Raw genomic sequence first — 23,045 nt, forward strand, 5'->3', positions numbered from 1 at the left:
TCCCGGTAGAGCAGCAGGTCGGCCACCTCGGCGTGCCAGGCCTGCTCGTCCGCCGAGGCCAGCGCGTCGAGATCGCCCGGCACCGCGGCCGGATCATCGACCCACTCGCGCAGCGCCGGACCGCCATTGATGACGTCGATCGCGAGCCGGTCGAATTCGTACTCGTAGGGAAAATCGCGCCAGAGCGGATAGTCCGGATAGAGATTGCGGATGGCCTTGAAGGCCAGCGCCTGAAGCCGCCACGGCTTGAACGCGCCGTGATCGTAGAACGCGCCTTCCGCGTGGACCATGAGCGCGCCGCACAAGGTGCCCTGGTGCTTGTGGAAGGTCGGCTCGAACCAGCATTCGCGAAGAGCGCAGCCTTCAAGCCAGTGCGGCGCGACGCGCTCCATCTCGGCCAGGATCGCCTTAGCATCGAGATCGGGCGCGCCGAACAGAACCTCAAGTGGGCGCGTGGTGCCGCGCCCTTCCGAAACCGTCGCGCCCTCGATCATTACCGTGCCTGCATAGGCGCGCGCCATATTGACGCTGGCGGCATTGGGGCTGGGGTTGATCCAGATGCGATCCTCGGGCCAGCCATAGCCGGGCCCGTGCGAAGGGCGCCAATCCTCCATCGCGACGACCTTGTAGTCGACATCGAGGCGATAGTGGCGCTTGAACCAGAAGCCCATTTCACCCAGCGTCAGGCCATGGCGCATGGGCATGGGACCAGCGCCCACGAAGCTCTCCTGCCCCGGGATCAGCTTGGTCCCCTCGACCGGGCGACCCGCGGGGTTGGGCCGGTCGAGGACCCAGACCGACTTGCCCTGCGCCGCGGCCGCTTCCAGCAGGTACAGGAGCGTCGTGCAGAAGGTGTAGATGCGGCAGCCCAGGTCCTGGAGATCGAACAGGAAGACATCGGCCGTATCCATCATCGCCGCGCTGGGGCGTCGCACCTCGCCATAGAGGCTGAAGACAGGGATGCCGTACACGGGATCGCGCTCGTCCGCGCTCTCCACCATGTTGTCCTGCTTGTCGCCCTTCAGGCCGTGCTGGGGCCCGAAGGCCGAGGTCACGTTGATGCCGGCCGCGATCAGCGCGTCAAGCGAATGGACAAGATCGGCCGTGAGCGAGGCGGGATGCGCGACGAGGGCCACGCGCTTGCCCTCGAGGGGCTCGCGCAGTTCAGGGTCTGCGAGGAGACGATCGATACCGAATTTCATGCCGCTTGCGGTGCCGCAACTGCCAGCGTGAAGCAAGCCGGATCATGGAAATCGGGCGCTTCACCGGCGTGGGTCAGCGCCCAGTAGCTCTTGTGGCCGCCCTCCTCCTCGATCACGGCACTGATGCCGCAACGCCAGGGCATCGGCGGCAGTGCGGCGCGGGGAATGGCCGCATCGAAGATCGCCATCGTCTCGCCCACGCGCATCGTGCACACCGGCTCGCGCGGCGCCGGACGCTCGGTCATACCTTCGCGGCGCGCGGTGAAGTCATAGGCCGCCCAGCGCTCGGAGGGCGAAAGATTGAACTCCGCGTAAGCTTCCCCATCCGGATCGGCGACGAAGAGTTCAAAGCAGGTCCTCTGCCATAGGTTGTCCGCCCGCCCCTTGCCCGCGAAGGGTGGGACAACAAGGTCCTGCGCACCATCGATGCGCCAGCGCAGCCGCACCCAGTCGGCTTCGGGCGTCAAGCGTCCGGTCACGACTTCAACCCTGTGCGCGGGCGTGGCGGGATGACAGGCCAGCGTAAATGTCTGCGGTCGCATGGGTTTGGCGCTCCTTGTTGCACGAGCCGTCCTAGACCGGGCCGGAGGCGAGGTCGAGACGGCATGGAAGCGTGGGCGTCCGCCCGCCACACTCTTGCCTCACGCGCAAGCTGTGGCTAAGCGCACTTCCACTATGACCCAGTACAAATCGGACCTCCTTCGCCTGCTCGACGAGCGCGGCTACATCCACCAGATGACCGACGCCGGGAGCCTCGATGCCCTCGCCGCCAAAGAGGTCGTACCGGGTTATGTGGGCTTCGATGCTACCGCCTCCTCGCTCCACGTCGGCAACCTCGTCTCGATCATGTTGCTGCGCCGCCTGCAGCAGGCCGGGCACAAGCCGATCGTCCTGATGGGCGGCGGCACCACCCGCATCGGCGATCCGACCGGCAAGGACGAAGTGCGCAAGATGCTCTCGGACGACAAGATCGAGAGCAACATCGCCTCGATCCGCACCGCCTTCGAGCGCTTCCTGACCTTCGGTGATGGGCCGACCGACGCGGTGATGGTCAACAACCACGACTGGCTCGGCCAGCTTGGGTACATCGAGATGCTGCAGAAGGTCGGCACCCACTTCACCGTCAACCGCATGCTGAGCTTCGATTCGGTCAAGCTGCGCCTCGAGCGCGAGCAGCCGATGACCTTCCTCGAATTCAACTACATGATCCTGCAGGGCTACGATTTCCGTCACCTCTCGCAAGGGATGGGCGTGCGCCTGCAGATGGGCGGTTCGGACCAGTGGGGCAACATCGTCAACGGCGTCGAGCTCTCGCGCCGGATGGACGGCACCGAGGTGTTTGGCCTGACCACCCCGCTCATCACCAAGGCCGACGGCACCAAGATGGGCAAGTCGGTCTCGGGCGCGGTGTGGCTCAACGAGGACATGCTCCCCGCCTACGATTACTGGCAGTTCTGGCGCAATTGCGATGACCGCGACGTGGACAAGTTCCTGCGTCTGTTCACCGACCTTCCGCTGGACGAGATCGCTCGCCTCGAAGCGCTCGAGGGCGGCGCGATCAACGATGCCAAGGTGATCCTCGCCAACGAAGCGACCAAGCTGTGCCGCGGCGAAGATGCAGCCAAGGCGGCCGAGGCGACGGCCGCGCAGACCTTTGCGGGCGGTGGCCTGGGCGAAGATCTGCCGACCCTGGACGTTGGCTCGGATGGCATCCGCCTCAACGCGGCCTGCACCGCCCTCGGCTTCACAGGCTCCAACGGCGAGGCCAAGCGCAAGGTCGCCGAAGGTGCGGTGCGCCTTGACGATGCGGTGATGGATGATCCCGGCTTCCTCATCGAGGTACCCGCCGGAACGTCGATCAAGCTCAGCGTGGGCAAGAAGAAGCACGGCATCCTGAAGGCTATCTAACGCGACTAACGGCAAATTTCCGCCGCGGTGCCTGCCTGTCTTAACGCATTATTTGCCATTTGAAGCCAATAGTGCGTCACTGGTCCCCACAAACAAAGGCAGGCAGCCATGAGTGCAGGAGCACAGCTCACTGTAACCGACAAGCGGCGCGCAGCGCGCCACCCGGTCGACTACAAGGTGATTGCCGAGCATCGCCAGCAGGGTGACGTGCATCTGCACATCGTCAACATCTCTGCACAGGGGTTCATGGCCCAGGGTGACCTGGGTCTTGAGCGCGGGGAACGTCTGGTCATGCGCCTGCCCGTCATCGGACGGATCGAGGCGCACCAGATCTGGGCCCACGAAGGGCGCGCCGGTTTCCAGTTTGAGCGGATCATCCGCATCGATGACTTCCTGAAGCTCGTGGACGAACTCCAGCCCAACCCGCGTCTGCGCCCGCGCCGTTGAGAAGGCGACGAAGCGCACCCATTCTCAAACGCTTAAGCTTGGACACATGGCGATTGTAACAAATTGTTTCTGGGCGCCACTCGCACTTGTTACAGTATAACATCACAAGTAGCGGAGCGGGATGAGCACGTACCCGTTCCGATTCGCATTCGCGCCCCGCGCGATGTCCGCCTCTCTTTTCGCCCTCGCCTGCGCCCTCCCCCAGGTTGCCCTTGCCGAAACACCGGACGATCCGGCGCAGGCAGGCGCCGACACTGGGGCCACCGCGCCGCACGGCAAGGTCCACGAGGAGACCCCGAAGGAAATTCTCGTCGTCGGCCATCCCCCGACGGATTTCGGCCTGCTCGCCGCGACGGCCAGCATCGGCGGCGATGAACTTGTCGCGGCCGACCGTGCACAGATCGGTGACATTCTCGATGGCCTCCCGGGTGTCGCCTCGACCAGCTTTGCGCCCGGCGCCTCGCGCCCGATCCTGCGCGGCTTCAGCGGGGACCGCATCCGCGTGATGACCGACGGCCTGGGCTCGCTCGACGCTTCGAACGTCTCGGTCGATCACGCGGTCGTGTTCGACGCGCTCACCGTCGATCACATCGACGTCTTTCACGGCCCCTCGGTCCTGCTTTACGGCGGCAACGCCATCGGCGGCGCGGTCAACGCCATCGACACCCGCATTCCGCGCCAGGTGCCCGAGCGCATCACCGCGACCGGCATGGGCAGCTACGGCACCGCCGCTGACGAGCGCATGCTGAGCGGCAAGATCGACATGCCGCTCGGCGACCGTTTCGTGGCGCATGTCGACGGCTCCTGGCGCAAGAGCGATGACCTGCGCATCGGCGGCAATCTCTATTCACCGGCCCTGCGTCACGAAATGGAGCACGCGGCCGAGCACCTCGCCGAGGAAGGCGAGACCGACGAGGCGAATGAACTTCTCGCCGATGCAGGCCGCCGGGGCCGTGCGCCCAACACCGCCGCGCGCACCTACACCATCGGCGCGGGCCTCGCCTTCATCGATGCAGGCGGCAGCCTGGGCATCTCCTACCAGCGCTACGATTCGCGTTACGGCATCCCCGCCCGCCCCGCCTTTGAGGACCCGCACGGGCACGAAGAGGATGGCCATGACGATCACGACGATCACGAGGAAGAAGGTCACCATCACGACCACGGCGAAGAGCCGGTCACCATCGACCTTGTCCAGAACCGCTTCGACCTGCGCGGCGAGCTGATCCTGGGCGGCCTGTTCCAGAGCCTCCAGCTGCGTGGCGGCTACTCCGACTACACCCACACCGAATACGAAGGCACCGAGACCGGCACGATCTTCGACAGCCAGGCCATCGAGACCCGTGCCGACCTCGTCCAGGCCGACCGTGGTGGCTGGCGCGGACGCAGCGGTGCGCAGTACTTCTGGCGCAAAATGAACGTGAATGGCCCCGAAGCGGTCGTTCCCGACTACCAGATCGAGCGCTTTGGCCTCTTCACGCTGCAGTCACTGGCGCTGGGCTCGGGCTTCACCGTTGATGGTTCGGGCCGCTACGAAAGCTCGCACGTCTCCTCGCGTTCGATGGACTTCGACAAGCAGTACCACCTGTGGTCGGGCGCTGCGGGCGTGAGCTGGAAGTCAGGCACGGGCCTGACCCTGGGCGCGAACTTCATCCACGGCGAACGTGCACCCTCGCCCGAGGAATTGCTAAGCGATGGCATCCATGTCGCCACGCAAGCCTACGAACTGGGGGACAGCACGCTCGGCACCGAGCGCAGCAACGGCGGCGAAGCGTTCATCCGCTACACCAGCCCGCGCTTCGAGCTGTCGCTGACCGGCTACATCACCGACTTCGACAACTACATCGCTTCGGTCGCGACCGGCGGTGAGGAAGACGGGCAGCCGATCTACCAGTACGCTGAGGCCGGAGCCCTGTTCAAGGGCTTCGAGGCCCAGGCCAGCTTCCAGGCCGCGCAGTGGAGCGGCGGCCAGTGGAGCATCGATGCGACCTCGGACTACACCCATGCCAAGCTTGACGACATCGGCCCGGCCCCGCGCATTCCCCCGCTGCGCCTGCGTGGTGGCAGCGACCTGACCTTCGGCGACCTGCACCTTCGCGGCGAAGTGGAATGGAACGCCAAGCAGGACCGCGTCGGGACTTACGAGAACGCGACCGACGACTTCACCCTCGTCAACCTGCGGGCCGATTGGCACCCCATGGGCGAGGAAGGTCCGGTCACGCTGATGCTGGCGGCCAACAACCTGTTCGACGTCATCGGACGCCGTTCGGCCTCCTACACCAGCGATTTCATGCCCATTTCCGGGCGTGACGTGCGCATCACGGCAAAGATCACCTATTGATGATAAAACGCTGCATGGCTTGGCAATTCCCGGCCTCACTGCCATGCAGCGTCCCGTGACTACGAAAAGCTCCTCTCCCGCCCCCACATCGCCGCTCCAGATACCCGACTACCGCCGGTTCTGGCTGGCCCGCTTCTGCGCGGTCCTCGCCTCGACCGGCATGGTCGTCATCATCGGCTACCAGCTCTATGACGTGGCACGCGCCGACTACGGGATGTCGATTGCGCAAGCCTCCTTCCAGCTGGGCCTGCTCGGACTGGCCCAGTTCATTCCGATTTTCCTCCTGACACCGGTCGCCGGCGTCCTTGCCGACCGCATGGACCGCCGCAAGCTCGCCGGATCGGCCGCCTTCCTCGACTGCCTCGTTGCCATCGGCCTTGCGGTCACCACCGCGATGGAATTGCGCAACCTGCCCGTGCTCTACGCCTTTGGCGTCCTCCACGGCACCGTGCGCGTCTTCGTGCGCCCTGCCATGGGAGCGATTGCGCCCAACATCGTGCCTGCGGACATGATCCCCAAGGCCATCGCGCTCAATTCGATGGCCATGCAGATCGGCGTCATCTTCGGCCCGGCCGTGGCGGGCTACCTCTTTGCCTGGGACAGGCCCCTCCCCTATACCGTCTCGGCCGTCGCCGAGGTCGTGGCCGCGATCGCGATCCTTTCGATCCGCAACATGCCCCCGCTCCACGCCGACGCGCGCAAGGCCCATCCGGTGCGCCAGATCATCGACGGCTTCCACTTCATCTGGAAGGAACGCTTCCTCTTCGGCTGCATCTCGCTCGACCTCTTCGCGGTGCTTCTGGGCGGAGCGACCGCACTCCTTCCCGTGTTCGCCCGCGACATCCTACAGGTCGGCCCGCAGGGCCTTGGCGAGATGCGCGCTGCCACCGCGGCCGGTGCCGCCATTGTCGGCGTGATCCTCTCCTTCCGTCCACTCTCGAAGGAAGTCGGGTCGAAAATGCTGTGGTCGGTCGCCGCCTATGGCGCTGCCACGCTGGCCTTCGGGCTTTCGCGCAACTTCATGCTATCGCTCGTCTTCCTGGCTTTTCTAGGCGCAGCCGACATGGTCTCGGTGTTCATCCGCGGCTCCCTTGTCCAGTTGCGCACCCCCGACGACAAGCGCGGGCGTGTCTCCGCGATCTCGGGCCTAGCCATTTCAGCCTCCAACGAACTGGGCGAAATGCAGTCGGGCGTGGCCGCGGCCCTGCTGGGTGCGACAGGAGCCGTTGTTTTCGGCGGCGCCGGGGCCATATTCGTTACTGCCGTCTGGGCCGTGCTGTTTCCCGAGATCCGGCGCGCGCGGACATTTGAACAACACTACTAAGAGGGACCCGGAGCCATGAAGGCCAACAGCGTTCTCGAGACAATCGGCAAGACCCCGCACATCCGCCTGGCGCGGCTGTTTCCCGACCACGAGGTCTGGGTGAAGTCGGAGCGCACCAATCCGGGCGGTTCGATCAAGGACCGCATTGCGCTGGCCATGATCGAGACCGCCGAGGCCGAGGGCAGCCTGAAGCCGGGCGGCACCATCGTCGAGCCGACCTCGGGCAACACCGGGATCGGCCTTGCCATGGTGGCCGCGGTCAAGGGCTACAAGCTCATCCTCGTCATGCCCGAATCGATGTCGATCGAACGCCGCCGCCTCATGCTCGCCTACGGTGCCAGCTTTGACCTCACCCCGCGCGAAAAGGGCATGAAGGGCGCCATCGAGCGCGCCAGCGCCATCGTTGCCGAGACGCCCGGCGCCTGGATGCCCCAGCAGTTCGACAACGCCGCGAACCCGGCGATCCACGCGCGCACGACCGCGCAGGAGATCCTCGCCGACTTCGCCGATACGCCGATCGACGCGCTCATCACGGGCGTGGGCACCGGCGGCCACCTGACCGGCTGCGCCGAGGCGCTGAAGGCAACCTGGCCCGCCATGAAGGCCTACGCGGTGGAACCCGAACTCTCCCCCGTGATCTCGGGCGGCCAGCCCGGCCCGCACCCGATCCAGGGTATCGGCGCAGGCTTCATTCCCTCCAACCTGCACACCAAGGCCATCGACGGCGCGATCAAGATCGACGGCGCGGAGGCCAAGGCCATGGCCCGCGAATGCGCGACCAAGGAAGGCATGCTGGTGGGCATCAGCTCGGGCGCGACGCTCGCCGCGATCAAGCACAAGCTGGCCGACCTGCCCGCTGGCAGCCGCGTCCTGGGCTTCAACTACGACACCGGTGAACGCTACCTGTCGGTCCCGGACTTCCTGCCCGAATGAGCGACCTCAGCCCGCACACGTACCGCCACGCGGGCACAGAGCTGACCGGATGGATTGCCCGTCCGGTCGGCGCTGCGCGCGCGGCCCTGGTGCTGTTTCCGACGATCATGAACATCACCCCGGCCATCGAACGCCGCGCGGCGATGTACGCGAAACTGGGCTTTCTGGTCCTCGTCGCGGATTTCTATGGCGAGCCGGTCGCCGATTTCGAAGCCTCCCGCGGGCTGGCTGAGGCTTTGCGCACGAATGTGAAACAGTACCGCGGGCGCATTGCCGCGGCCATTGCCGCGCTGCGTGACGTGCCCGAAGCCGAGGATCTGCCGCTTCTGGCCGCGGGATACTGCATGGGCGGACAGGCGGTTCTCGAAGCGGCGCGCGATCGCCAACCCTTGCGCGCCGGTGTGAGTTTCCACGGACTGCTCTCGACCGACAGTCCGGCTCATCACGACAGCATCGCAACCCGCCTGCTCATCTGCCATGGCGATGCCGATCCGATGGTGCCGCGTGACCAGGTCCTCTCGTTCTGGGAGGAAATGGACCACGGCGGCGCGGACTGGCACTTCCATGCCTACAGCGGCGTGCGTCATGGCTTCACGGATCCCGGGAGTGATGCGCGCGGCAGCGATGCCATTGGCTATGACGCCAGCGCGGACCGTCAATCCTGGGCGGCCATGCGCAGCTTCTTCGAGGATGTTCTGGAAACGCCCTCACCTGCGTGAGGCGCTCCAACTTTCGCCGACTGAGCTCAGTCGGTGAAGTGAACCAGTTCGTCGCCCTCAAGGGGCGGTAGAAACAGCGGCGCGCGCCGGTGTGGCACGCCGGGCCTTCGGGTTTCACAATCAGGGTGAGCGCATCCTGATCGCAATCGACCTGAATTTCCTGGACACGCAGGAAGTGCCCCGAGGTTTCACCCTTCAGCCAGAGCTTGCCGCGGGAACGGGAATGGAAATGGGCAAGGCCGGTCTCCCGCGTCCTGGCGAGCGCTTCCTCGTCCATGTAGGCGACCATCAGGATGTCCTTGGTCTGCGCGTCGACCGCGATCGCGATCAGGAGGCCCTGTGCGTCGAACTTGGGGAGGAACGCGGTGCCCGTCTCCCGATCCGCGTCGCAACCGTCTGCCATTTTCCAAAAGTTCCTCTAATTCGCAGCCACAGGCTTCGATTGTTGCAGGATAACAACAGCTGCGGCCCAAAATCGACCCTGATCCCGGAAACCGCTTTCCAATTGCCGCCCAGTGACGGAAAAAGGTCTTGCAGCTGGGGGGCTGCTTCTGACCCAAAGGGTGCTGAATGACAAGCGCCACGGTTCAGGGAGAATTTGCGGCAGGTATCATCTACATAGGACCTGCCGCCTTGAGGGACGGACCAAGCGACTAAGGGGAAGTTGCTTCGATTCGCAGGGTCCGAACAGTTTCGTCACGAGGACGCCCGGAATGCCAGTCATTCCGGGCGTTTTCGATTCTGTCCCAAAAACTTCCGACCATTGGCCCGGCAGCGCAAGACTGTCGGACACGTGCCTATTGGACGATCTGTATGACATTCATGTGGCACTAAGCGCTTCGTCGAGCACACGCGCGAAACAGGCAATGACCACCCTCTTCGCGCCCGCCTTCTTGAGCGCCGATACGCAGGCCTCGGTCGTGGCGCCGCTCGTCATCACATCGTCGACCAGGACCACCTGCGCGCCCTTGAATGTCGCCGTCATTCGCGGATTCACCCGGATGGCACCGGATAGCGTACGTTTGCGGGCAACCGCGCCGAGCCCACCCAACGAGGGCGTCGACTTCGTGCGTATCAGCCCCTCGGGCAGGAGCCGTGCGCCGCGTGGCCGGGCGAGCCCCTTGGCCAATTCGGAGGACTGGTTGTAGCCCCTTTGCCACAGCCGCCAGCGGTGCAGTGGCACCGGAACCACAAGCCAATGCTCATCGAGAAAGGGCAGCCGTGCCAGCATCAACTGCGCAAGCAGGGCGCGAGCCCGATGCGGTTGCCGTGCTTGAGCGCCAGCACCAACTTGCGCGAGGCCGCGTTGTAGAGCGTTGCCGAGGCGATCCCGTCGTGCCGTGGAGGGTCTTTCAGACACGGCGCACAGCAGCTTCCTTCCGCGACCTGGTGCGCGAAAGGACGCCCACAGCTTGCGCAGGCCGGCGTTCCCGGAAGCGCCAGTTCGCTCCAGCAATCCGCGCAGAGACCCGTCTGCGTCGCAATCATGTCCCCGCACAAGGGGCATCGCGGCGGAAAGACGAGGTCTATGAGCGGAGAGAATGCCTCGCGAATGCGCATGGATGCAGCCTAGGCGCGCGGCCTTGCCGCACAAGCGGTTGCAACCTTTTAACCAACGCGGCAGGGAGCGGTCATGGCCAGCACACCTCCCCGCACTCCGCCCCGCATCTTTTCGCGCAGCCGCCGCACGGCACTGCGTCAGCGCTTGCGGCTCCTGCAGCAGCGCCCGAACGCGGCGCGCTACCTTATCGAGGACATGATCGAGGATGTCCACGAGCGGCTCGGCTTCCTGCGCTTCGAGCCCAGGACCGTGCTCATCGTGGGCGACTACACCGGAGACCTCGGCCGCGCCATGCGCGCGGCAGGCCGGGAGGTCACCGAGATCGACCCCGCCGACGGCTTTGACGAAGAACAGCCCTACCCCTTCGGCGAATTCGACCTGATCGTGAGCCTCGGCACGCTCGACACCGTCAACGATCTTCCCGGCGCCCTCATCCACATCCGCCGCGCACTTGCGCAAGGCGGAATGATGATCGCCAGCTTCCTCTCGCTGGGCAGCCTGCAGAACCTGCGCGAAGCCATGCTGGAAGCCGACGGCGAGCGGCCCGCACCGCGCCTCCACCCCATGGTCGACGTGCGCGCGGGCGGCGAACTGCTCCAGCGCACGCTCTTTGCCGATCCGGTGATCGACCAGCGCCCGCTCAAGGTCGCCTTTCGCAGCCTGGACAGCCTGGTGGCGGACCTTCGCGCCCAGGGTGCCTCGAACGTGCTGAACGATGCCGGTCCGACCCTTGGAAAGGAAGCGCGCAAACGCGCATCGGCCGCCTTCACCGCGCGGGGCGAAGACGGCCGAACCGTGGAAACTTTCGAGATCCTCACCCTTTCGGGCTGGCGAAAGTAATGATCCAGGAGCGGCGTCGAGAGCGTCTCGACGCCGCCCTGTTCGTGATCAGGCCAGCGCAGCCTGTGCCGCGGCCAGGCGCGCGATCGGCACGCGGTAGGGCGAGGCGCTGACGTAGTCGAGGCCGACCTTTTCGCAGAACGCGATCGAGGCCGGATCGCCGCCGTGCTCACCGCAGATGCCCAGCTTCAGGTCCGGACGGGTCGTGCGGCCACGCTCGGCGCCCAGCTCGACCAACTGGCCGACACCCTCGACATCGAGGCTGACGAACGGATCGCGCGGGTAGATGCCCTTCTCGACATAGGGGCTGAGGAAGCGGCCCGCATCGTCGCGGCTGACGCCCAGCGTCGTCTGCGTGAGATCGTTGGTACCGAACGAGAAGAAGCGTGCTTCCTGCGCGATATCGCCCGCCATCAGAGCCGCGCGCGGCAGCTCGATCATGGTGCCCACGATGTATTCGAGCGTGCGGCCCTTCTCGGCGAACACGGCCGCGGCGGTCTCGTCGACGACCTTCTTGAGGATCGCGAGCTCCTTGCGGGTAGCCACCAGCGGGATCATCACTTCGGGTACGGGCGCATCGCCCGAGGCCTCAGCCACGTCGCACGCGGCCTCAAAGATCGCGCGCGCCTGCATCTCGTAGATTTCCGGGAAGGTGATGCCCAGACGGCAGCCACGGTGGCCGAGCATCGGGTTCAGCTCGTGCAGTTCGCCTGCACGGCGCTGCAGCGTGTCGACACCGATGCCGATGGCTTCGGACAGTTCGACGAACTCGGCCTCACCCTGCGGCAGGAACTCGTGCAGCGGCGGATCGAGCAGGCGGATGGTGACCGGAAGGCCCGCCATCACATCGAAGATCGCGTGGAAGTCGGCGCGCTGTTCGGGGAGCAGCTTTTCCAGCGCGGCGCGGCGGCCGGCTTCGTCTTCGGCGAGGATCATCTGGCGCACGGCCGAGATGCGTCCGGCATCGAAGAACATGTGCTCGGTGCGGCACAGGCCGACGCCTTCGGCGCCGAACTGGCGGGCCATCTTGCAATCGGTCGGCGTTTCCGCATTCGCGCGCACCTTCATGCGGCGGTGCTTGTCGGCCCACTCCATGAGCGTGCCGAAATCGCCCGCAAGTTCAGGCTCGATGGTGGGCACTTCGCCCGCCATGATCTCGCCCGTCGCGCCGTCCAGCGTGATGACATCGCCTTCCTTGAGCTCGCGATAGCCGATGCGCAGGGTGCGGGTCTTCATGTCGATGGAGACGCCCGAGGCACCCGAGACGCAAGGGCGGCCCATGCCGCGAGCAACCACCGCCGCGTGGCTGGTCATACCGCCGCGCGCGGTCAGGATGCCCTTGGCCGCATGCATGCCGTGGATGTCCTCCGGCGAGGTTTCCACGCGCACCAGGATCACCGCTTCGCCCAGTTCGTTGCGCTTTTCGGCCGTATCGGCGTCGAGCACGATCTGGCCCGAGGCCGCGCCCGGCGAGGCGGGCAGGCCCTTGGCGAGAATGTCGCGCGGGGCTTCGGGATCGAGCGTGGGGTGCAGAAGCTGGTCGAGCGCCATCGGGTCGACGCGCTTGATCGCGGTCGCCTCGTCGATGAGGCCCTCGCCCACCATTTCGACCGCCATCTTGAGTGCGGCCTTGGCGGTGCGCTTGCCCGAACGGGTCTGCAGCATCCACAGCTTGCCCTGCTGCACGGTGAACTCGATGTCCTGCATGTCCGCGTAGTGCTTTTCGAGCAGCTCGAAGACGGCGGCCAGCTCGCCATAGGCCTTGGGCATCGCCTCTTCCATCGAAGGCGCAGTGGCGCCCGAGGCTTCGCGGGCGGCCTTGGTCAGGTACTGCGGGGTGCGGATGCCGGCAACGACGTCCTCGCCCTGCGCGTTGACGAGATATTCGCCGTAGTAGGCCTTGTCGCCCGTTGCCGGGTCGCGGGTGAAGGCAACGCCGGTGGCCGAGGTTTCGCCCATGTTGCCAAAGACCATCGCCTGCACGTTGACGGCCGTACCCCAGTCGCCCGGAATGTCGTTGAGACGGCGGTAGACCTTGGCGCGGTCGGAATCCCAGCTGTCGAAGACGGCGCGGATCGCGCCCCAGAGCTGTTCGTGCACGTCCTGCGGGAAGGGCTTGCCCTGTTCCTCGGAAACGATCGCCTTGTACTGCGTGACGATGCCGCGCCAGTCGTCGGCGGACAGTTCGACATCGTTCATGAAGCCGTTGTCTTCCTTGACGATCTCGAGCGCTTCCTCGAAGCGGCCGTGGTCGAGGCCGAGGACGACGTCGGAATACATCTGGATGAAGCGACGGTAGGAATCCCAGGCAAAGCGGTCATCGCCCGAGACCTTCGCCAGCCCCTCGACCGTCTCGTCGTTAAGGCCCAGGTTCAGGACCGTGTCCATCATGCCCGGCATCGAGACCCGCGCACCCGAACGGACCGAGACGAGCAGCGGATCGGCGGCATCGCCAAAGCTCTTGCCCACCGTCTTTTCGATGTGGGTCAGCGCCTCGGCCACGTCAGCGCGCAACGCGTCCGAAAAGTCACCACCCTCGGCAAGATACTTTACGCACTCTTCTGTCGTGATCGTAAAGCCGGGAGGAACAGGAAGACCAATTCCCGCCATCTCGGCAAGATTGGAACCCTTACCCCCCGTAATCACCTTGTCTTTTGCACGGGGGTCATCGTGTTTGACACCGCCGCCGAAGGTGTAGACCTGCCTCGTCATTGTATTGGCTTTCCTAATTACGTCCGGCCCTCCTCCAGGCCGGGCAAAAATACTAGCCTTCGATCCAGGAGAAGTCAGCCACTTTGTGCACTGCAGCGCGGAAACGGTCGAGGAGGCCCAACCGTTCCGTGCGCTTCGCCGGATCGCTGTCGTTCACGGTTACATCGTTGAAAAATGCGTCAATCGGAGCGCGCAGCGAGGCGAGTGCCGCCATCGCGCCCGCAAAGTCCTCGGCCTCCACGCAAGCCACCGCCTTCGGCGCTGCACCAGCAAGCGCGTCCATCAGAGCCTGCTCGGCCGGTTCGGGCGTGTAGGACAGGCGCCCGCGCTGGGCGTAGACCTCGGTCATGTCGGGATCGTCGACGTTTTCCATCGGATCCTCGTCGCCCGTGCGCGCCACTTCGTTGGCCACAAACCCTTCCTTCTTGAGGATGTTGTTGGCGCGCTTGTAGCCCGCCAGCAGGTTTGCGCCATCGTCCGTTTGGACAAAGGCCTGAAGCGCGTGGACGCGCGCGAGCAGCCGCACCAGATCGTCCTCCCCGCCGAGCGCGAAGACCGCGTCGATCAGGTCGTGGCGAACGCCCGCTTCCTTCTGCTGGACCTTGAGACGGTCAGCAAGAAATTGATCCAGATATGCCGCCGTCTGCTGAGCACCTTCTAGAAGCAGGCGCTGCTTTTCGTCTTTAGCCCGGAGGGCGGCGTCCCTAAATTGGAACCTCACATCCTCAGCCAACGAGCCAGAGCTAAGATTTAAGAAATCAGAGTCAAACGGTATGACTTCTCGCCAAGCAATGTTTTGAACCTGATAAATCATTGCCATCTGAAACATTGAAGTGATTTCCATTCGGAAACCGTTCTCAATGATAATTCGCAAAATGCCGAGCATCGCTCTGCGCAGTGCGAAGGGGTCTTTTGAACCAGTTGGTCGCTCATCAATCAGGAAGAAGCCTACAAGCGTATCCAACTTGTCTGCCAGCGCTACGGCCACCGAGACCGGCGCGGTCGGGACGTCATCGCCTGCGCCGACCGGCTTGTAGTGGTCGCGGATGGCGTCGGCGATTTCGTCGCCCAGGCCTTCGGCGCGGGCGTAGTAGCCGCCCATCAGGCCCTGCAGTTCGGGGAACTCGCCGACCATTTCGGTGACGAGATCGGCCTTGCACAGCTCGGCTGCCTTGCGGGCCAACGCGGGGTCGCAGTCGGGTACGATACCCTCAGCCGCCAGCCATTCGGCGAGCTTGGCCACACGCTCGACCTTGTCGGCGACGGTGCCCAGCTTCTCGTGGAAGGTGATGCGGCCCAGCTTTTCAGCCTGCTTCGAAAGCGGGGTCTTGCGGTCCTGCTCCCAGAAGAAGCGCGCGTCGGACAGGCGTGCGGCGAGCACCTTGCGGTTGCCCGCGACGATGCCCTCGCCGCCGTCCACTGCGGCGATGTTCGCGGTGCACACGAAGGCGTCGGCCAGCTTGCCGTCCTTCTCGCACACGAAGTACTTCTGGTTGACGCGCGCGGTAAGCTGGATGGTTTCGGGCGGGACTTCGAGGAAGTCCTCATCGAAGCGGCCGAGCAGCGCCACGGGCCATTCGGTAAGACCTGCGTTCTCGATCACGAGGCCCTCGTCCTCGACCAGAGTGAGGCCCGCGACGCTTGCAGCCTCGGCGGCCTTGCTGCGGATGAGGTCCTGGCGCTCGGCATGGTCGACCAGCACATAGGCGGCGCGCAGCGTCTCGACGTAGGTGTCCGCGCCCGAAAGCGTGATTTCGCCCGGCGCGTGGAAACGGTGGCCCTTGGTAACGCGGCCCGAGGTGATGCCCTCAACCGCGCATTCGACCAGTTCATCGCCGAGGATCGCGACGATGCCCGAAAGCGGACGCACCCAGCGAAGGCTCTCCGGGCTCAGCGAGGCAGCGCCCCAGCGCTGCGACTTGGGCCAGGGGAAGGCGCGGATGATCGCGGGGATCGCGTCTGCCAGCACGTCCTTGACCGCGCGGCCCGGCTTCTCGACGACCGCGAAGTAGGTGTCCTTGCCCTTGATGTCGCGCACTTCCAGCTGGTCCTTGGACAAGCCGGTCTTGCGCAGGAAGCCTTCCAGCGCCTGTTCGGGCGCGCTGGTGGCAGGTCCCTTGGTTTCTTCGCGCACGGCCTCGGTCTGAACCGGCAGGTCCTTCGCGATCAGCGCCAGACGGCGCGGCGTCGAGTAGACGGTGATACCGCCCACCGAAACGCCCGCTTCCTTCATTTCCTTGCGGAAGAGCTTTTCCAGGTCCGCGCGGGCCCCGGCCTGCATGCGGGCGGGAATTTCCTCGGAGCGCAGTTCAAGCAGAAAATCGGTCATCTTACGCACTCCACCCCGGGAAATCCTTTTCCCAGCGTTCCGCATTCACTTCGATGTGCGAGGCGCAGGCCCCCTTGGCGAGATCGCGCACGCGGCCGATGTAGCTGGCACGCTCCTGTACCGAGATCACGCCGCGTGCCTGCAGCAGGTTGAACAAGTGGCTGGCCTCGATCGCCTGGTCGTAGGCGGCGAGCGGGATCTTCGCCTCGATGCAGCGTTGGCTTTCCGCCTCGGCGGCCTTGAAGCCTGCGAACAGCGCGTCGGTGTCGGCGATCTCGAAGTTGTACTTCGACTGCTGCTTCTCGTTCTGCAGGAAAACGTCGCCGTAGGTGACGCCCTCGTTGTTGAACTTGAGGTCATAGACCCAGTCGACACCCTGGATGTACATCGCAAGGCGCTCCAGACCATAGGTCAGCTCGCCCGTCACCGGCTTGCAGTCGAACCCGCCGACCTGCTGGAAGTAGGTGAACTGGGTGACTTCCATGCCGTCGCACCAGACTTCCCAGCCCAGCCCCCAGGCGCCCAGAGTCGGGCTTTCCCAGTCGTCCTCCACGAAGCGAATGTCGTGCGCGAGCGGGTCGATCCCGATCTCGGCCAGGCTTGCAAGGTAGAGTTCCTGGAGGTTCTCCGGGTTCGGCTTCAGGACCACCTGGTACTGGTAGTAGTGCTGGAGACGGTTCGGGTTCTCACCATAGCGGCCATCGGTCGGACGGCGCGAGGGCTGCACGTAGGCCGCCTTCCAGGGCTCAGGACCCAGCGAGCGCAGCGTCGTTGCCGGGTGGAACGTACCCGCGCCCACGCGCATGTCGTAAGGCTGAAGGATCAGGCAGCCCTGCTTGCTCCAGTAATTGTGGAGCGTGAGGATCATGTCCTGAAAGCTGAGCGGCTCTTTCGCAGGCGTCGGCATGGGTAATCCGTCTTGTTCTTTTCGTGTCGAATGTGACGGCCCGCCTTTGGCGGATGGAGCCCGGCAAATCAACTGCGCTGCACCCATTTCCCACCCAGGTGCGGGATTTGGGGAACAACCTGCCGCAGTATCCTCACCACATCCTCACAACATCCTTGCCGCGCCGACACGATCGGAAAGACCCGCCCCTAGGCGGCGACGGCTCCAGATGCGGCCCACTTTCCCACGATTATCCGATTTTCACCCTACCCGCGCACGCTGCGGCTCCCTATTCAATACGCCACCATGCGCACACGTTTCCTATCGCTCACCGCCAGCCTTGCCCTTTGCTCCCTTGCCCTGCCCGGCCCGGCCCGCGCCGAGGAGCCCGCCCCCCTCCCCGCCGAGGCGGCGGCCGAACCGGTGCGCCCGGCGCTTTGGAAGGTCGCGGACGAGGACACGACGATCTGGCTGTTCGGCACGATCCATGTCCTGCCCGAGGCGGTGGACTGGAACAGCGGTGCGGTCGCGCAAGCGCTTGCCGCGTCGGATACGCTCGTCACCGAGGTCCCGATGGACGCACAGGCACGGACGCAGGCCATAATGATGCGCCTCAGCCAGCGCGAGGACGGGAAGAACCTGCGCGACACGCTGACGAGCGAGCACCGCGCCAGCTACGAAGCCGCCCTTCGCAAGCTCGGCCTTCCGCTCGACGCGTTTGACCGCACCGACAGCTGGTTTGCGGCCCTGATGCTTTCGCTGCTCCCGCTCCAGGCCGCAGGCTATGACCTTGCGCACGGCGTCGACACCCAGGTTTCCGAGCTCGCCAAGGCGCGCGGCATGGATCACCAGGCGCTCGAAACACCCGAATACCAGCTTGGCCAGTTCGACAACCTCTCACCCGAGACCCAGGAAACCTACCTCGCCGAAGTCATCGAGGGCCTGCCCACGATGGAAGCCGACATCACCGAGATGGTCGGTGCCTGGAGGGCCGGAAAGGCGCAGAAGCTCGCCCAGATCCTGAACGAACAGGAAAGCGACCCGGCCATCCGCGAAGCGCTCCTGACCACGCGCAACCGCAACTGGACCGCATGGCTGGAAGAGCGCCTCGAAACACCAGGCGAGGTCTTTGTTGCAGTCGGTGCGGGACACCTGGCCGGAAAGGACAGCGTACAGGACCTGCTCGCGCGCGAAGGCATTACCGCCGAGCGCGTCCAGTAAGGCCGCTGCCAATGCGCATGCTTCGCGGACTTCTAGCCACCTTGCTGCTGGGACTGGCGCTTGGTGCCTGCGGGCCCGAGCCCCTGCCCGCAACCCCGGCCTTGTGGGCCGTGCGCGATGAAGCCGGCCACGAGGGCTGGCTTTTCGGCACGATCCACAGCGCGCCCGCTCCGCTTGATTGGCGCAGCGACACGATCGACGGGGCGTTAACGAAGGCCGGTGCGATCATGGTCGAAGTCGGCAATCTGCAGGACGACGCCGCTGTTGCAGCCACCTTCGCGCGCCTTGCGCAAGGCGAGAACGAGCCTCCCCTGAGCACGCGGGTCGCCCCCGATGACCGGCCGGCTCTGAAGGCCCTCATGGACAAGGCCGGCTATGCCGACGGACAGTTTCGCGAGGTCGAGACCTGGGCTGCTGCGCTGACACTGGCGCGCAATTCGGAAGACGGCGGCGACGCCGCCAATGGCGTCGACCGCGCAGTACTGCAAGCCGCAGGCGCGCGTCCGGTGCTTGAACTGGAGGGTGCCGAGGCGCAGCTCGGGATCTTCGATACCCTTCCCGAACGCGAACAACGCGACCTTCTGGGGGCCGTTGCCCAGGAAGCCACCTCCCCGGACGGCGCGGATCTGCTCAAAGGCTGGCGCAGAGGTGACATCACGGCGCTCGAAGCCGAGACGCGCCGGGGACTGCTGGCCGATCCGGAACTGCGCGAAGCGCTCTTCACGGCCCGCAACGCGGCGTGGGCGGACAAGATCGCCAAGACTGTGCGCGAGGACCGACGCCCGTTCGTGGCCGTGGGCGCGGCGCACATGGTCGGCCCGGACGGTCTCGTTGCCCTCCTCGAGCGCGCGGGGCTCACGGTCGAGCGCCTGCAATAGCGCTTGCCTTTGCGCGCCTTTGCGCATAAGGGCCCTGCCTTCTGTCATGGTCATCCCTGGAGGCGTGACGGAAGGTTGCGGGCCGATGGTCGGCCTCGCACCGCTACTTTATCCAGTTTTCGAAAGGCAAGTACTATGAGCGATACGCTTACCCTGCCGGCCGAGACGCGCGAACGGGCAGGCAAGGGAGCCTCCCGCGCCCTGCGTCGTGAAGGTCGTGTCCCCGCCGTGGTCTATGGCAACAACGAAGAGCCCATCGCGATCCACGTCGAGCAGAGGGAGCTGGTCCGCCAGCTCGGCACTGGCCACTTCTTCAACTCGATCGTCGAGGTCGAAGTCGCTGGCAAGAAGCTGCGTACGCTCCCCAAGGACGTTGCCTTCGATCCCGTGACCGACATTCCGCTCCACGCGGACTTCCTGCGCCTCTCGAAGAACGCCACCGTGCACGTCAACGTGCCCGTCGCGTTCGCCAACGAAGAGCTGTCGCCGGGCCTGAAGCGTGGCGGTGTGCTCAACATCGTGCGTCACGAGCTTGAGCTGGTCTGCCCCGCGGACAAGATCCCCGACGAAATCTCGATCGACGTCACCGGCTTCGACGTCGGCGAATCGATCCACGCCAGCCACGTGACGCTGCCCGCCGGCGTCGAGCAGGCGATCACGGACCGCGACTTCACCATCGCGACGATCGCGGCGCCCTCGGCTCTCAAGAGCGAAGAAGGCGACACGACCAAGGCCGAAGGCGAAACCGCCGAGTAATCGCCTCGCGACAAGTTCAGGCCCTTTCCGCCCCGGCCACCGGTGCGCGGAAAGAGCCTTTTCTTTTGGGCGCTTGCACGCCAGTAAGCGCGCGCTCAGGACAGACCGAAAGGACAGGCAATGGCCACGCAACTGTGGGTGGGACTTGGCAACCCGGGACCGCAATATGCCATGCAGCGGCACAACGTGGGCTTCATGGCCCTCGATACGATTGCCGACGTGCACCGCTTCGGCCCTGTCCAGAAGAAATTCCAGGGCTGGCTCCAGGAAGGTCGGCTCGGGAGCGACAAGATCCTGCTGCTCAAGCCCGCGACCTTCATGAACGAGAGCGGCCGCTCGGTCGGCGAGGCCATGCGCTTCTACAAGCTGGAGCCCGACGCCCTTACCGTCTTTCATGACGAGCTCGATCTCGCCCCGTTCAAGGTCAAGGTGAAGCAGGGCGGCGGCCATGCCGGGCACAATGGCCTGCGCTCCATCGGCCAGCACCTGGGCCCAGACTACCGCCGGGTTCGCCTGGGCATCGGACATCCCGGCCACAAGGATCGGGTCACCGGGTATGTGCTGGGTAATTATGCCAAGGCCGAAATCGACCCGCTCGCCGACATGCTCGGGGCGATTGCCGCCGAGGCCGGTTGGCTCGCCGAAGGCAACGACCCACGCTTCATGAGCGAGATCGCCCTGCGCCAGCAGGGCTGACTTCTGTCGAGTTAGTTTACAGTTGTGTAATGCGGTTAGTTATATTAACCACTAACTATGGCTGAAAACTGCGATTGGCACAGCCATTGCTAAGATTGGCGCACATCTCAAGTTTACAGGGGATACGTCAGGATGCTTCGCAAGACTTTCAATACTCTCGCTATTTCCACGGCACTTTCGGTCGCCTTCGCCACCCCTGCGCACGCCACCTTCTTCTGGTGGCCGACGTCCTCGGGCGGCACCCACTCGCACTACTGCGATTGCGGTCACTCGGGCGGCTCCACCATGTGCGGTGGCAGCACCTCGACGACCTCCGGTGGCACCACCACCACCTCGGGCGGCACCACGACCACTTCGGGCGGCACCACGACGACGACCTCGGGTGGCACGACCACCACTTCGGGTGGTACATCCGGTGGTTCGTCGGGCGGCACCGATGTTCCCGAACCCGGCATGCTGGGCATGATGGGCCTGGGCCTCATTGGCCTTGCCTATGCGCGCCGCCGCAAGCGTCGGGTCGCCTGAGCCAGCGCACGATACACCTGCCGCGCGCCCACGCCCATCACGGGCGCGCAGGCCGGACATCGGGTAAGCGCGCCGCCATTCCCGTTGGTGGATGCACGCAGCCCCGAAAGGCCGTCGAAGGTTCAGCCTTCGGCGGCCATTGCCTTTGCGAGCGAACGGGAAATGGCCGCGTTGCCGGGATCGGCTTTCGCGGCCATGCGCAGAAGTTGCCGCGCCTTCTCCAGTTGCATCCCACCTTCCAGACGGACAAGCCCGGCCACGTAAATGCAATCGGGGTTGTCGGGAGCCTGCGCCATCGCGCGGTCGGCATAGCCCACCGCGCTCTCGACCTCGCCCATGTGCATGTGGGCCAAGGCAAGGCGGCGCAGCACTTCGGCATCTCCTGCACCTGACAGCATGGGCTGATAGATCGCCACCGCCTTCGCCCACTCCTGCCGCGCCATGGCCCGAGCGCCGTCCTCGATACGCGCCTGTGCGGCCTTGAGCCGCGCCGGTTCGAGCCGTGCGGCCAGCGCTGCCGCTTCGGGCGCCCCCACCGCGTCGGCCGCCTGGCGCGCGGCGTTGATGGCTTGCGGTCCAGCCAGCGGGCTCATCGCAAGGGGGCGCAAGGTCTCCCAGGCATCACCGGGATTGTCGGTCTCGATCTGCGCAATTCCGAGCATGAGCCGGGAATAGGGATTGCCCGGAAGCGCCAGTGAGGCCCTCTGGAATATCACCCGCGCCTGCTCGGCATGGCCAAGACGCAGCAGCGCTTCGCCGTAACTGAGACTGAGCGGTGAGCCCGGCTCAAGCTGGGCCTCACGCGCCTGCAAGGTCGTGCGGATCGTCTCCCACTCGCCCTTCTCGGAGAGAAGCTGTATCCGCATTGCCTCGATCTCGGGCGTCGCCCCCAGATCCTTGCGGGCGGTCTCGATGGCCTTCGTGGCCGCGTCGACATCGCCCTTGATGTCGTACTGGTTGGCCAACGCCACGCGCGGTGCCGGCCGGTCGGGATAGGCCTCCACCACCTTGCGGAAAGCCGCAATGGCGGCCTCGGTCTGGCCTCGCGCAGCCGCGAGATCTCCAGCCAACACGAGCGTTTCGTAAGCCCCCGCATCGCGCGCGACCATCCGGCGGTAGATCCCCTCGGCCGCGTCGAACTGGCCTTCCTGCAATCGGAAACGCGCATAAGCCTCGGCGAGGCGAATACCGCCGCCCTGCTCCATCCCCGCCTCAAACGCGGCAATGGCGGCCTCGCGCTGGTCGAGCGCCAGATTGGCCTCGGCGCGCACGCGGGCGGCATCTTCGCCTTCTGCGGCGCCCAGACGCTCAAGCGCCTCGGCAGGTCGTCCCCGCAGCAGCGCAATCTCGGCCTTCAGGACCGAGAGGCCGCTCCCCGTTCCGCCCGCCTGTTCCAGGGACGAAGCGCGCCTTCCGCCCCATCGGGATCACCCAGCCCCAGGTAAGCGCGCGCCAGCACTTCGAGCATGGCCGCATTACCCGGATCCTCCTGCAAGGCCGAGGCGACCTCGACACGCGCCTGGTCGAAATCCTCCCGTGCCAGACTATCCTGCGCCTTTCCAAGGAGGGTCTCGGGACTGTCGCCACACGCGGCGAGCAACGAAAGGGCCACGAAGGGCAGCGCGAAGCGGGGGAGGGATCGGCTCATGGCATGCTACCTAGCGACAAGCCCTGAACTTTCCGTTATGCGCACGTGCCTGATCCCCTTTGTGCATTTCCTGAACCGAAAAGCACCGCTAAAACTGGCCAAGAGGGCGCTGCGGCGCTATG

General features: G+C 65.3%; 21 protein-coding genes and 1 pseudogene. 12 read left to right on the forward strand and 10 right to left on the reverse strand.

Annotated features, from left to right (window positions below; all coding sequences use genetic code 11):
* Together MBENS4_RS19235 and MBENS4_RS19240 are read right to left on the reverse strand one after the other, a co-directional pair.
* Positions 1–1,202, reverse strand: a 1,202-nt coding sequence (locus tag MBENS4_RS19235) for an exo-beta-N-acetylmuramidase NamZ family protein (RefSeq protein ID WP_084592246.1), incomplete at its 3' end; no start/stop codon positions are given.
* Complete coding sequence (locus MBENS4_RS19240; RefSeq protein WP_039393777.1) at positions 1,199–1,744, reverse strand: DOMON-like domain-containing protein; 546 nt, start codon at positions 1,742–1,744, stop codon at positions 1,199–1,201. The genes MBENS4_RS19235 and MBENS4_RS19240, both read right to left, overlap by 4 nt.
* Before the next feature lie 133 nt (positions 1,745–1,877).
* On the opposite strand from MBENS4_RS19240, the gene tyrS reads away from it, so the two are divergent.
* From tyrS to MBENS4_RS19270, 6 genes are all read left to right on the forward strand, one after another.
* Complete coding sequence (tyrS, locus tag MBENS4_RS19245) at positions 1,878–3,110, forward strand: tyrosine--tRNA ligase (RefSeq protein ID WP_039393779.1); 1,233 nt, start codon at positions 1,878–1,880, stop codon at positions 3,108–3,110.
* A gap of 108 nt (positions 3,111–3,218) precedes the next feature.
* The gene (locus MBENS4_RS19250; protein WP_039393781.1) at positions 3,219–3,557 is read left to right on the forward strand and encodes a PilZ domain-containing protein; all 339 of its coding nucleotides are present in this window, start codon (positions 3,219–3,221) and stop codon (positions 3,555–3,557) included.
* Positions 3,558–3,720: 163 nt separating this feature from the next.
* Positions 3,721–5,895 carry a TonB-dependent receptor gene (locus MBENS4_RS19255; RefSeq protein WP_159108103.1) on the forward strand — a complete coding sequence of 725 codons (2,175 nt, stop codon included), beginning with the start codon at positions 3,721–3,723 and terminating at the stop codon, positions 5,893–5,895.
* Between the two features lie 43 nt (positions 5,896–5,938).
* Complete coding sequence (locus MBENS4_RS19260) at positions 5,939–7,219, forward strand: MFS transporter (protein ID WP_039395541.1); 1,281 nt, start codon at positions 5,939–5,941, stop codon at positions 7,217–7,219.
* Positions 7,220–7,234: 15 nt separating this feature from the next.
* Entirely contained in the window at positions 7,235–8,152 is a 918-nt protein-coding gene (cysK, locus tag MBENS4_RS19265; RefSeq protein ID WP_039393785.1) for a cysteine synthase A, read from the forward strand.
* Complete coding sequence (locus MBENS4_RS19270; RefSeq protein ID WP_039393787.1) at positions 8,149–8,871, forward strand: dienelactone hydrolase family protein; 723 nt, start codon at positions 8,149–8,151, stop codon at positions 8,869–8,871. The genes cysK and MBENS4_RS19270 overlap by 4 nt, the downstream gene beginning before the upstream one ends.
* A gap of 103 nt (positions 8,872–8,974) precedes the next feature.
* Here MBENS4_RS19270 and MBENS4_RS26160 read toward each other — a convergent pair.
* The 3 genes and pseudogenes from MBENS4_RS26160 to MBENS4_RS27475 form a co-directional block, all read right to left on the reverse strand.
* Positions 8,975–9,274: pseudogene (locus MBENS4_RS26160) on the reverse strand (phosphoribosyl-AMP cyclohydrolase); the annotation flags it as partial.
* A gap of 417 nt (positions 9,275–9,691) precedes the next feature.
* Positions 9,692–10,102 carry a ComF family protein gene (locus MBENS4_RS27470; RefSeq protein WP_340140853.1) on the reverse strand — a complete coding sequence of 137 codons (411 nt, stop codon included), beginning with the start codon at positions 10,100–10,102 and terminating at the stop codon, positions 9,692–9,694.
* Positions 10,102–10,359: a double zinc ribbon domain-containing protein gene (locus tag MBENS4_RS27475; protein ID WP_340140854.1), complete on the reverse strand. Its 258-nt coding sequence runs from the start codon at positions 10,357–10,359 to the stop codon at positions 10,102–10,104. The genes MBENS4_RS27470 and MBENS4_RS27475 overlap by 1 nt, the downstream gene beginning before the upstream one ends.
* A gap of 145 nt (positions 10,360–10,504) precedes the next feature.
* Here MBENS4_RS27475 and MBENS4_RS19285 point away from each other — a divergent pair, with 145 nt between their 5' ends.
* Positions 10,505–11,272 (forward strand): methyltransferase domain-containing protein, encoded by a 768-nt coding sequence (locus MBENS4_RS19285; RefSeq protein ID WP_039393791.1) that lies wholly within the window; start codon positions 10,505–10,507, stop codon positions 11,270–11,272.
* A gap of 48 nt (positions 11,273–11,320) precedes the next feature.
* Here the strand turns inward: MBENS4_RS19285 and ppdK are convergent, their stop codons facing one another.
* Genes ppdK through MBENS4_RS19300 form a run of 3 tightly spaced genes read right to left on the reverse strand, consistent with a single transcriptional unit; the run spans position 11,321 to position 17,220 of the window.
* Positions 11,321–13,984 carry a pyruvate, phosphate dikinase gene (ppdK, locus tag MBENS4_RS19290; RefSeq protein WP_039393793.1) on the reverse strand — a complete coding sequence of 888 codons (2,664 nt, stop codon included), beginning with the start codon at positions 13,982–13,984 and terminating at the stop codon, positions 11,321–11,323.
* 52 nt (positions 13,985–14,036) lie between these two features.
* Positions 14,037–16,313 (reverse strand): glycine--tRNA ligase subunit beta, encoded by a 2,277-nt coding sequence (gene glyS / locus MBENS4_RS19295; RefSeq protein ID WP_039393795.1) that lies wholly within the window; start codon positions 16,311–16,313, stop codon positions 14,037–14,039.
* Between the two features lies 1 nt (position 16,314).
* A complete protein-coding gene (locus MBENS4_RS19300) occupies positions 16,315–17,220 on the reverse strand; it encodes a glycine--tRNA ligase subunit alpha (protein WP_039393797.1) in 906 nt (301 codons plus the stop codon).
* Positions 17,221–17,505: 285 nt separating this feature from the next.
* Here MBENS4_RS19300 and MBENS4_RS19305 point away from each other — a divergent pair, with 285 nt between their 5' ends.
* From MBENS4_RS19305 to MBENS4_RS19325, 5 genes are all read left to right on the forward strand, one after another.
* Complete coding sequence (locus tag MBENS4_RS19305; protein WP_039393799.1) at positions 17,506–18,420, forward strand: TraB/GumN family protein; 915 nt, start codon at positions 17,506–17,508, stop codon at positions 18,418–18,420.
* An 11-nt stretch (positions 18,421–18,431) separates the two neighbouring features.
* Positions 18,432–19,298 (forward strand): TraB/GumN family protein, encoded by an 867-nt coding sequence (locus MBENS4_RS19310; RefSeq protein WP_052322552.1) that lies wholly within the window; start codon positions 18,432–18,434, stop codon positions 19,296–19,298.
* A gap of 135 nt (positions 19,299–19,433) precedes the next feature.
* Entirely contained in the window at positions 19,434–20,054 is a 621-nt protein-coding gene (locus tag MBENS4_RS19315; protein ID WP_039393801.1) for a 50S ribosomal protein L25/general stress protein Ctc, read from the forward strand.
* Between the two features lie 120 nt (positions 20,055–20,174).
* Positions 20,175–20,750, forward strand: a complete 576-nt coding sequence (gene pth, locus MBENS4_RS19320) for an aminoacyl-tRNA hydrolase (protein WP_039393803.1) — start codon at positions 20,175–20,177, stop codon at positions 20,748–20,750.
* A gap of 132 nt (positions 20,751–20,882) precedes the next feature.
* Positions 20,883–21,275 (forward strand): PEP-CTERM sorting domain-containing protein, encoded by a 393-nt coding sequence (locus MBENS4_RS19325; protein WP_039393808.1) that lies wholly within the window; start codon positions 20,883–20,885, stop codon positions 21,273–21,275.
* A gap of 122 nt (positions 21,276–21,397) precedes the next feature.
* On the opposite strand, the gene MBENS4_RS19330 is transcribed toward MBENS4_RS19325, so the two are convergent.
* Positions 21,398–22,546: a tetratricopeptide repeat protein gene (locus tag MBENS4_RS19330; RefSeq protein ID WP_052322553.1), complete on the reverse strand. Its 1,149-nt coding sequence runs from the start codon at positions 22,544–22,546 to the stop codon at positions 21,398–21,400.
* An 83-nt stretch (positions 22,547–22,629) separates the two neighbouring features.
* Entirely contained in the window at positions 22,630–22,923 is a 294-nt protein-coding gene (locus MBENS4_RS26920; RefSeq protein ID WP_052322554.1) for a tetratricopeptide repeat protein, read from the reverse strand.
* Positions 22,924–23,045: the final 122 nt, after the last annotated feature.

The sequence above is a fragment of the Novosphingobium sp. MBES04 genome, from assembly GCF_000813185.1.
GTDB lineage: Bacteria > Pseudomonadota > Alphaproteobacteria > Sphingomonadales > Sphingomonadaceae > Novosphingobium > Novosphingobium decolorationis.

Excerpts from the sequence above, each read along its gene's own strand:
- ppdK (WP_039393793.1), bottom strand. The coding sequence starts at position 13,984 with ATGACGAGGCAGGTCTACACCTTCGGCGGCGGTGTCAAACACGATGAC.
- MBENS4_RS19255 (WP_159108103.1), top strand. The coding sequence starts at position 3,721 with ATGTCCGCCTCTCTTTTCGCCCTCGCCTGCGCCCTCCCCCAGGTTGCC.
- MBENS4_RS19260 (WP_039395541.1), top strand. The coding sequence starts at position 5,939 with ATGCAGCGTCCCGTGACTACGAAAAGCTCCTCTCCCGCCCCCACATCG.
- MBENS4_RS19315 (WP_039393801.1), top strand. The coding sequence starts at position 19,434 with ATGAGCGATACGCTTACCCTGCCGGCCGAGACGCGCGAACGGGCAGGC.
- MBENS4_RS19285 (WP_039393791.1), top strand. The coding sequence starts at position 10,505 with ATGGCCAGCACACCTCCCCGCACTCCGCCCCGCATCTTTTCGCGCAGC.
- MBENS4_RS19305 (WP_039393799.1), top strand. The coding sequence starts at position 17,506 with ATGCGCACACGTTTCCTATCGCTCACCGCCAGCCTTGCCCTTTGCTCC.
- pth (WP_039393803.1), top strand. The coding sequence starts at position 20,175 with ATGGCCACGCAACTGTGGGTGGGACTTGGCAACCCGGGACCGCAATAT.
- MBENS4_RS27475 (WP_340140854.1), bottom strand. The coding sequence starts at position 10,359 with ATGATTGCGACGCAGACGGGTCTCTGCGCGGATTGCTGGAGCGAACTG.
- cysK (WP_039393785.1), top strand. The coding sequence starts at position 7,235 with ATGAAGGCCAACAGCGTTCTCGAGACAATCGGCAAGACCCCGCACATC.
- MBENS4_RS19325 (WP_039393808.1), top strand. The coding sequence starts at position 20,883 with ATGCTTCGCAAGACTTTCAATACTCTCGCTATTTCCACGGCACTTTCG.
- tyrS (WP_039393779.1), top strand. The coding sequence starts at position 1,878 with ATGACCCAGTACAAATCGGACCTCCTTCGCCTGCTCGACGAGCGCGGC.
- MBENS4_RS27470 (WP_340140853.1), bottom strand. The coding sequence starts at position 10,102 with ATGCTGGCACGGCTGCCCTTTCTCGATGAGCATTGGCTTGTGGTTCCG.
- MBENS4_RS26920 (WP_052322554.1), bottom strand. The coding sequence starts at position 22,923 with ATGAGCCGATCCCTCCCCCGCTTCGCGCTGCCCTTCGTGGCCCTTTCG.
- MBENS4_RS19250 (WP_039393781.1), top strand. The coding sequence starts at position 3,219 with ATGAGTGCAGGAGCACAGCTCACTGTAACCGACAAGCGGCGCGCAGCG.
- glyS (WP_039393795.1), bottom strand. The coding sequence starts at position 16,313 with ATGACCGATTTTCTGCTTGAACTGCGCTCCGAGGAAATTCCCGCCCGC.
- MBENS4_RS19310 (WP_052322552.1), top strand. The coding sequence starts at position 18,432 with ATGCGCATGCTTCGCGGACTTCTAGCCACCTTGCTGCTGGGACTGGCG.
- MBENS4_RS19270 (WP_039393787.1), top strand. The coding sequence starts at position 8,149 with ATGAGCGACCTCAGCCCGCACACGTACCGCCACGCGGGCACAGAGCTG.
- MBENS4_RS19300 (WP_039393797.1), bottom strand. The coding sequence starts at position 17,220 with ATGCCGACGCCTGCGAAAGAGCCGCTCAGCTTTCAGGACATGATCCTC.
- MBENS4_RS19240 (WP_039393777.1), bottom strand. The coding sequence starts at position 1,744 with ATGCGACCGCAGACATTTACGCTGGCCTGTCATCCCGCCACGCCCGCG.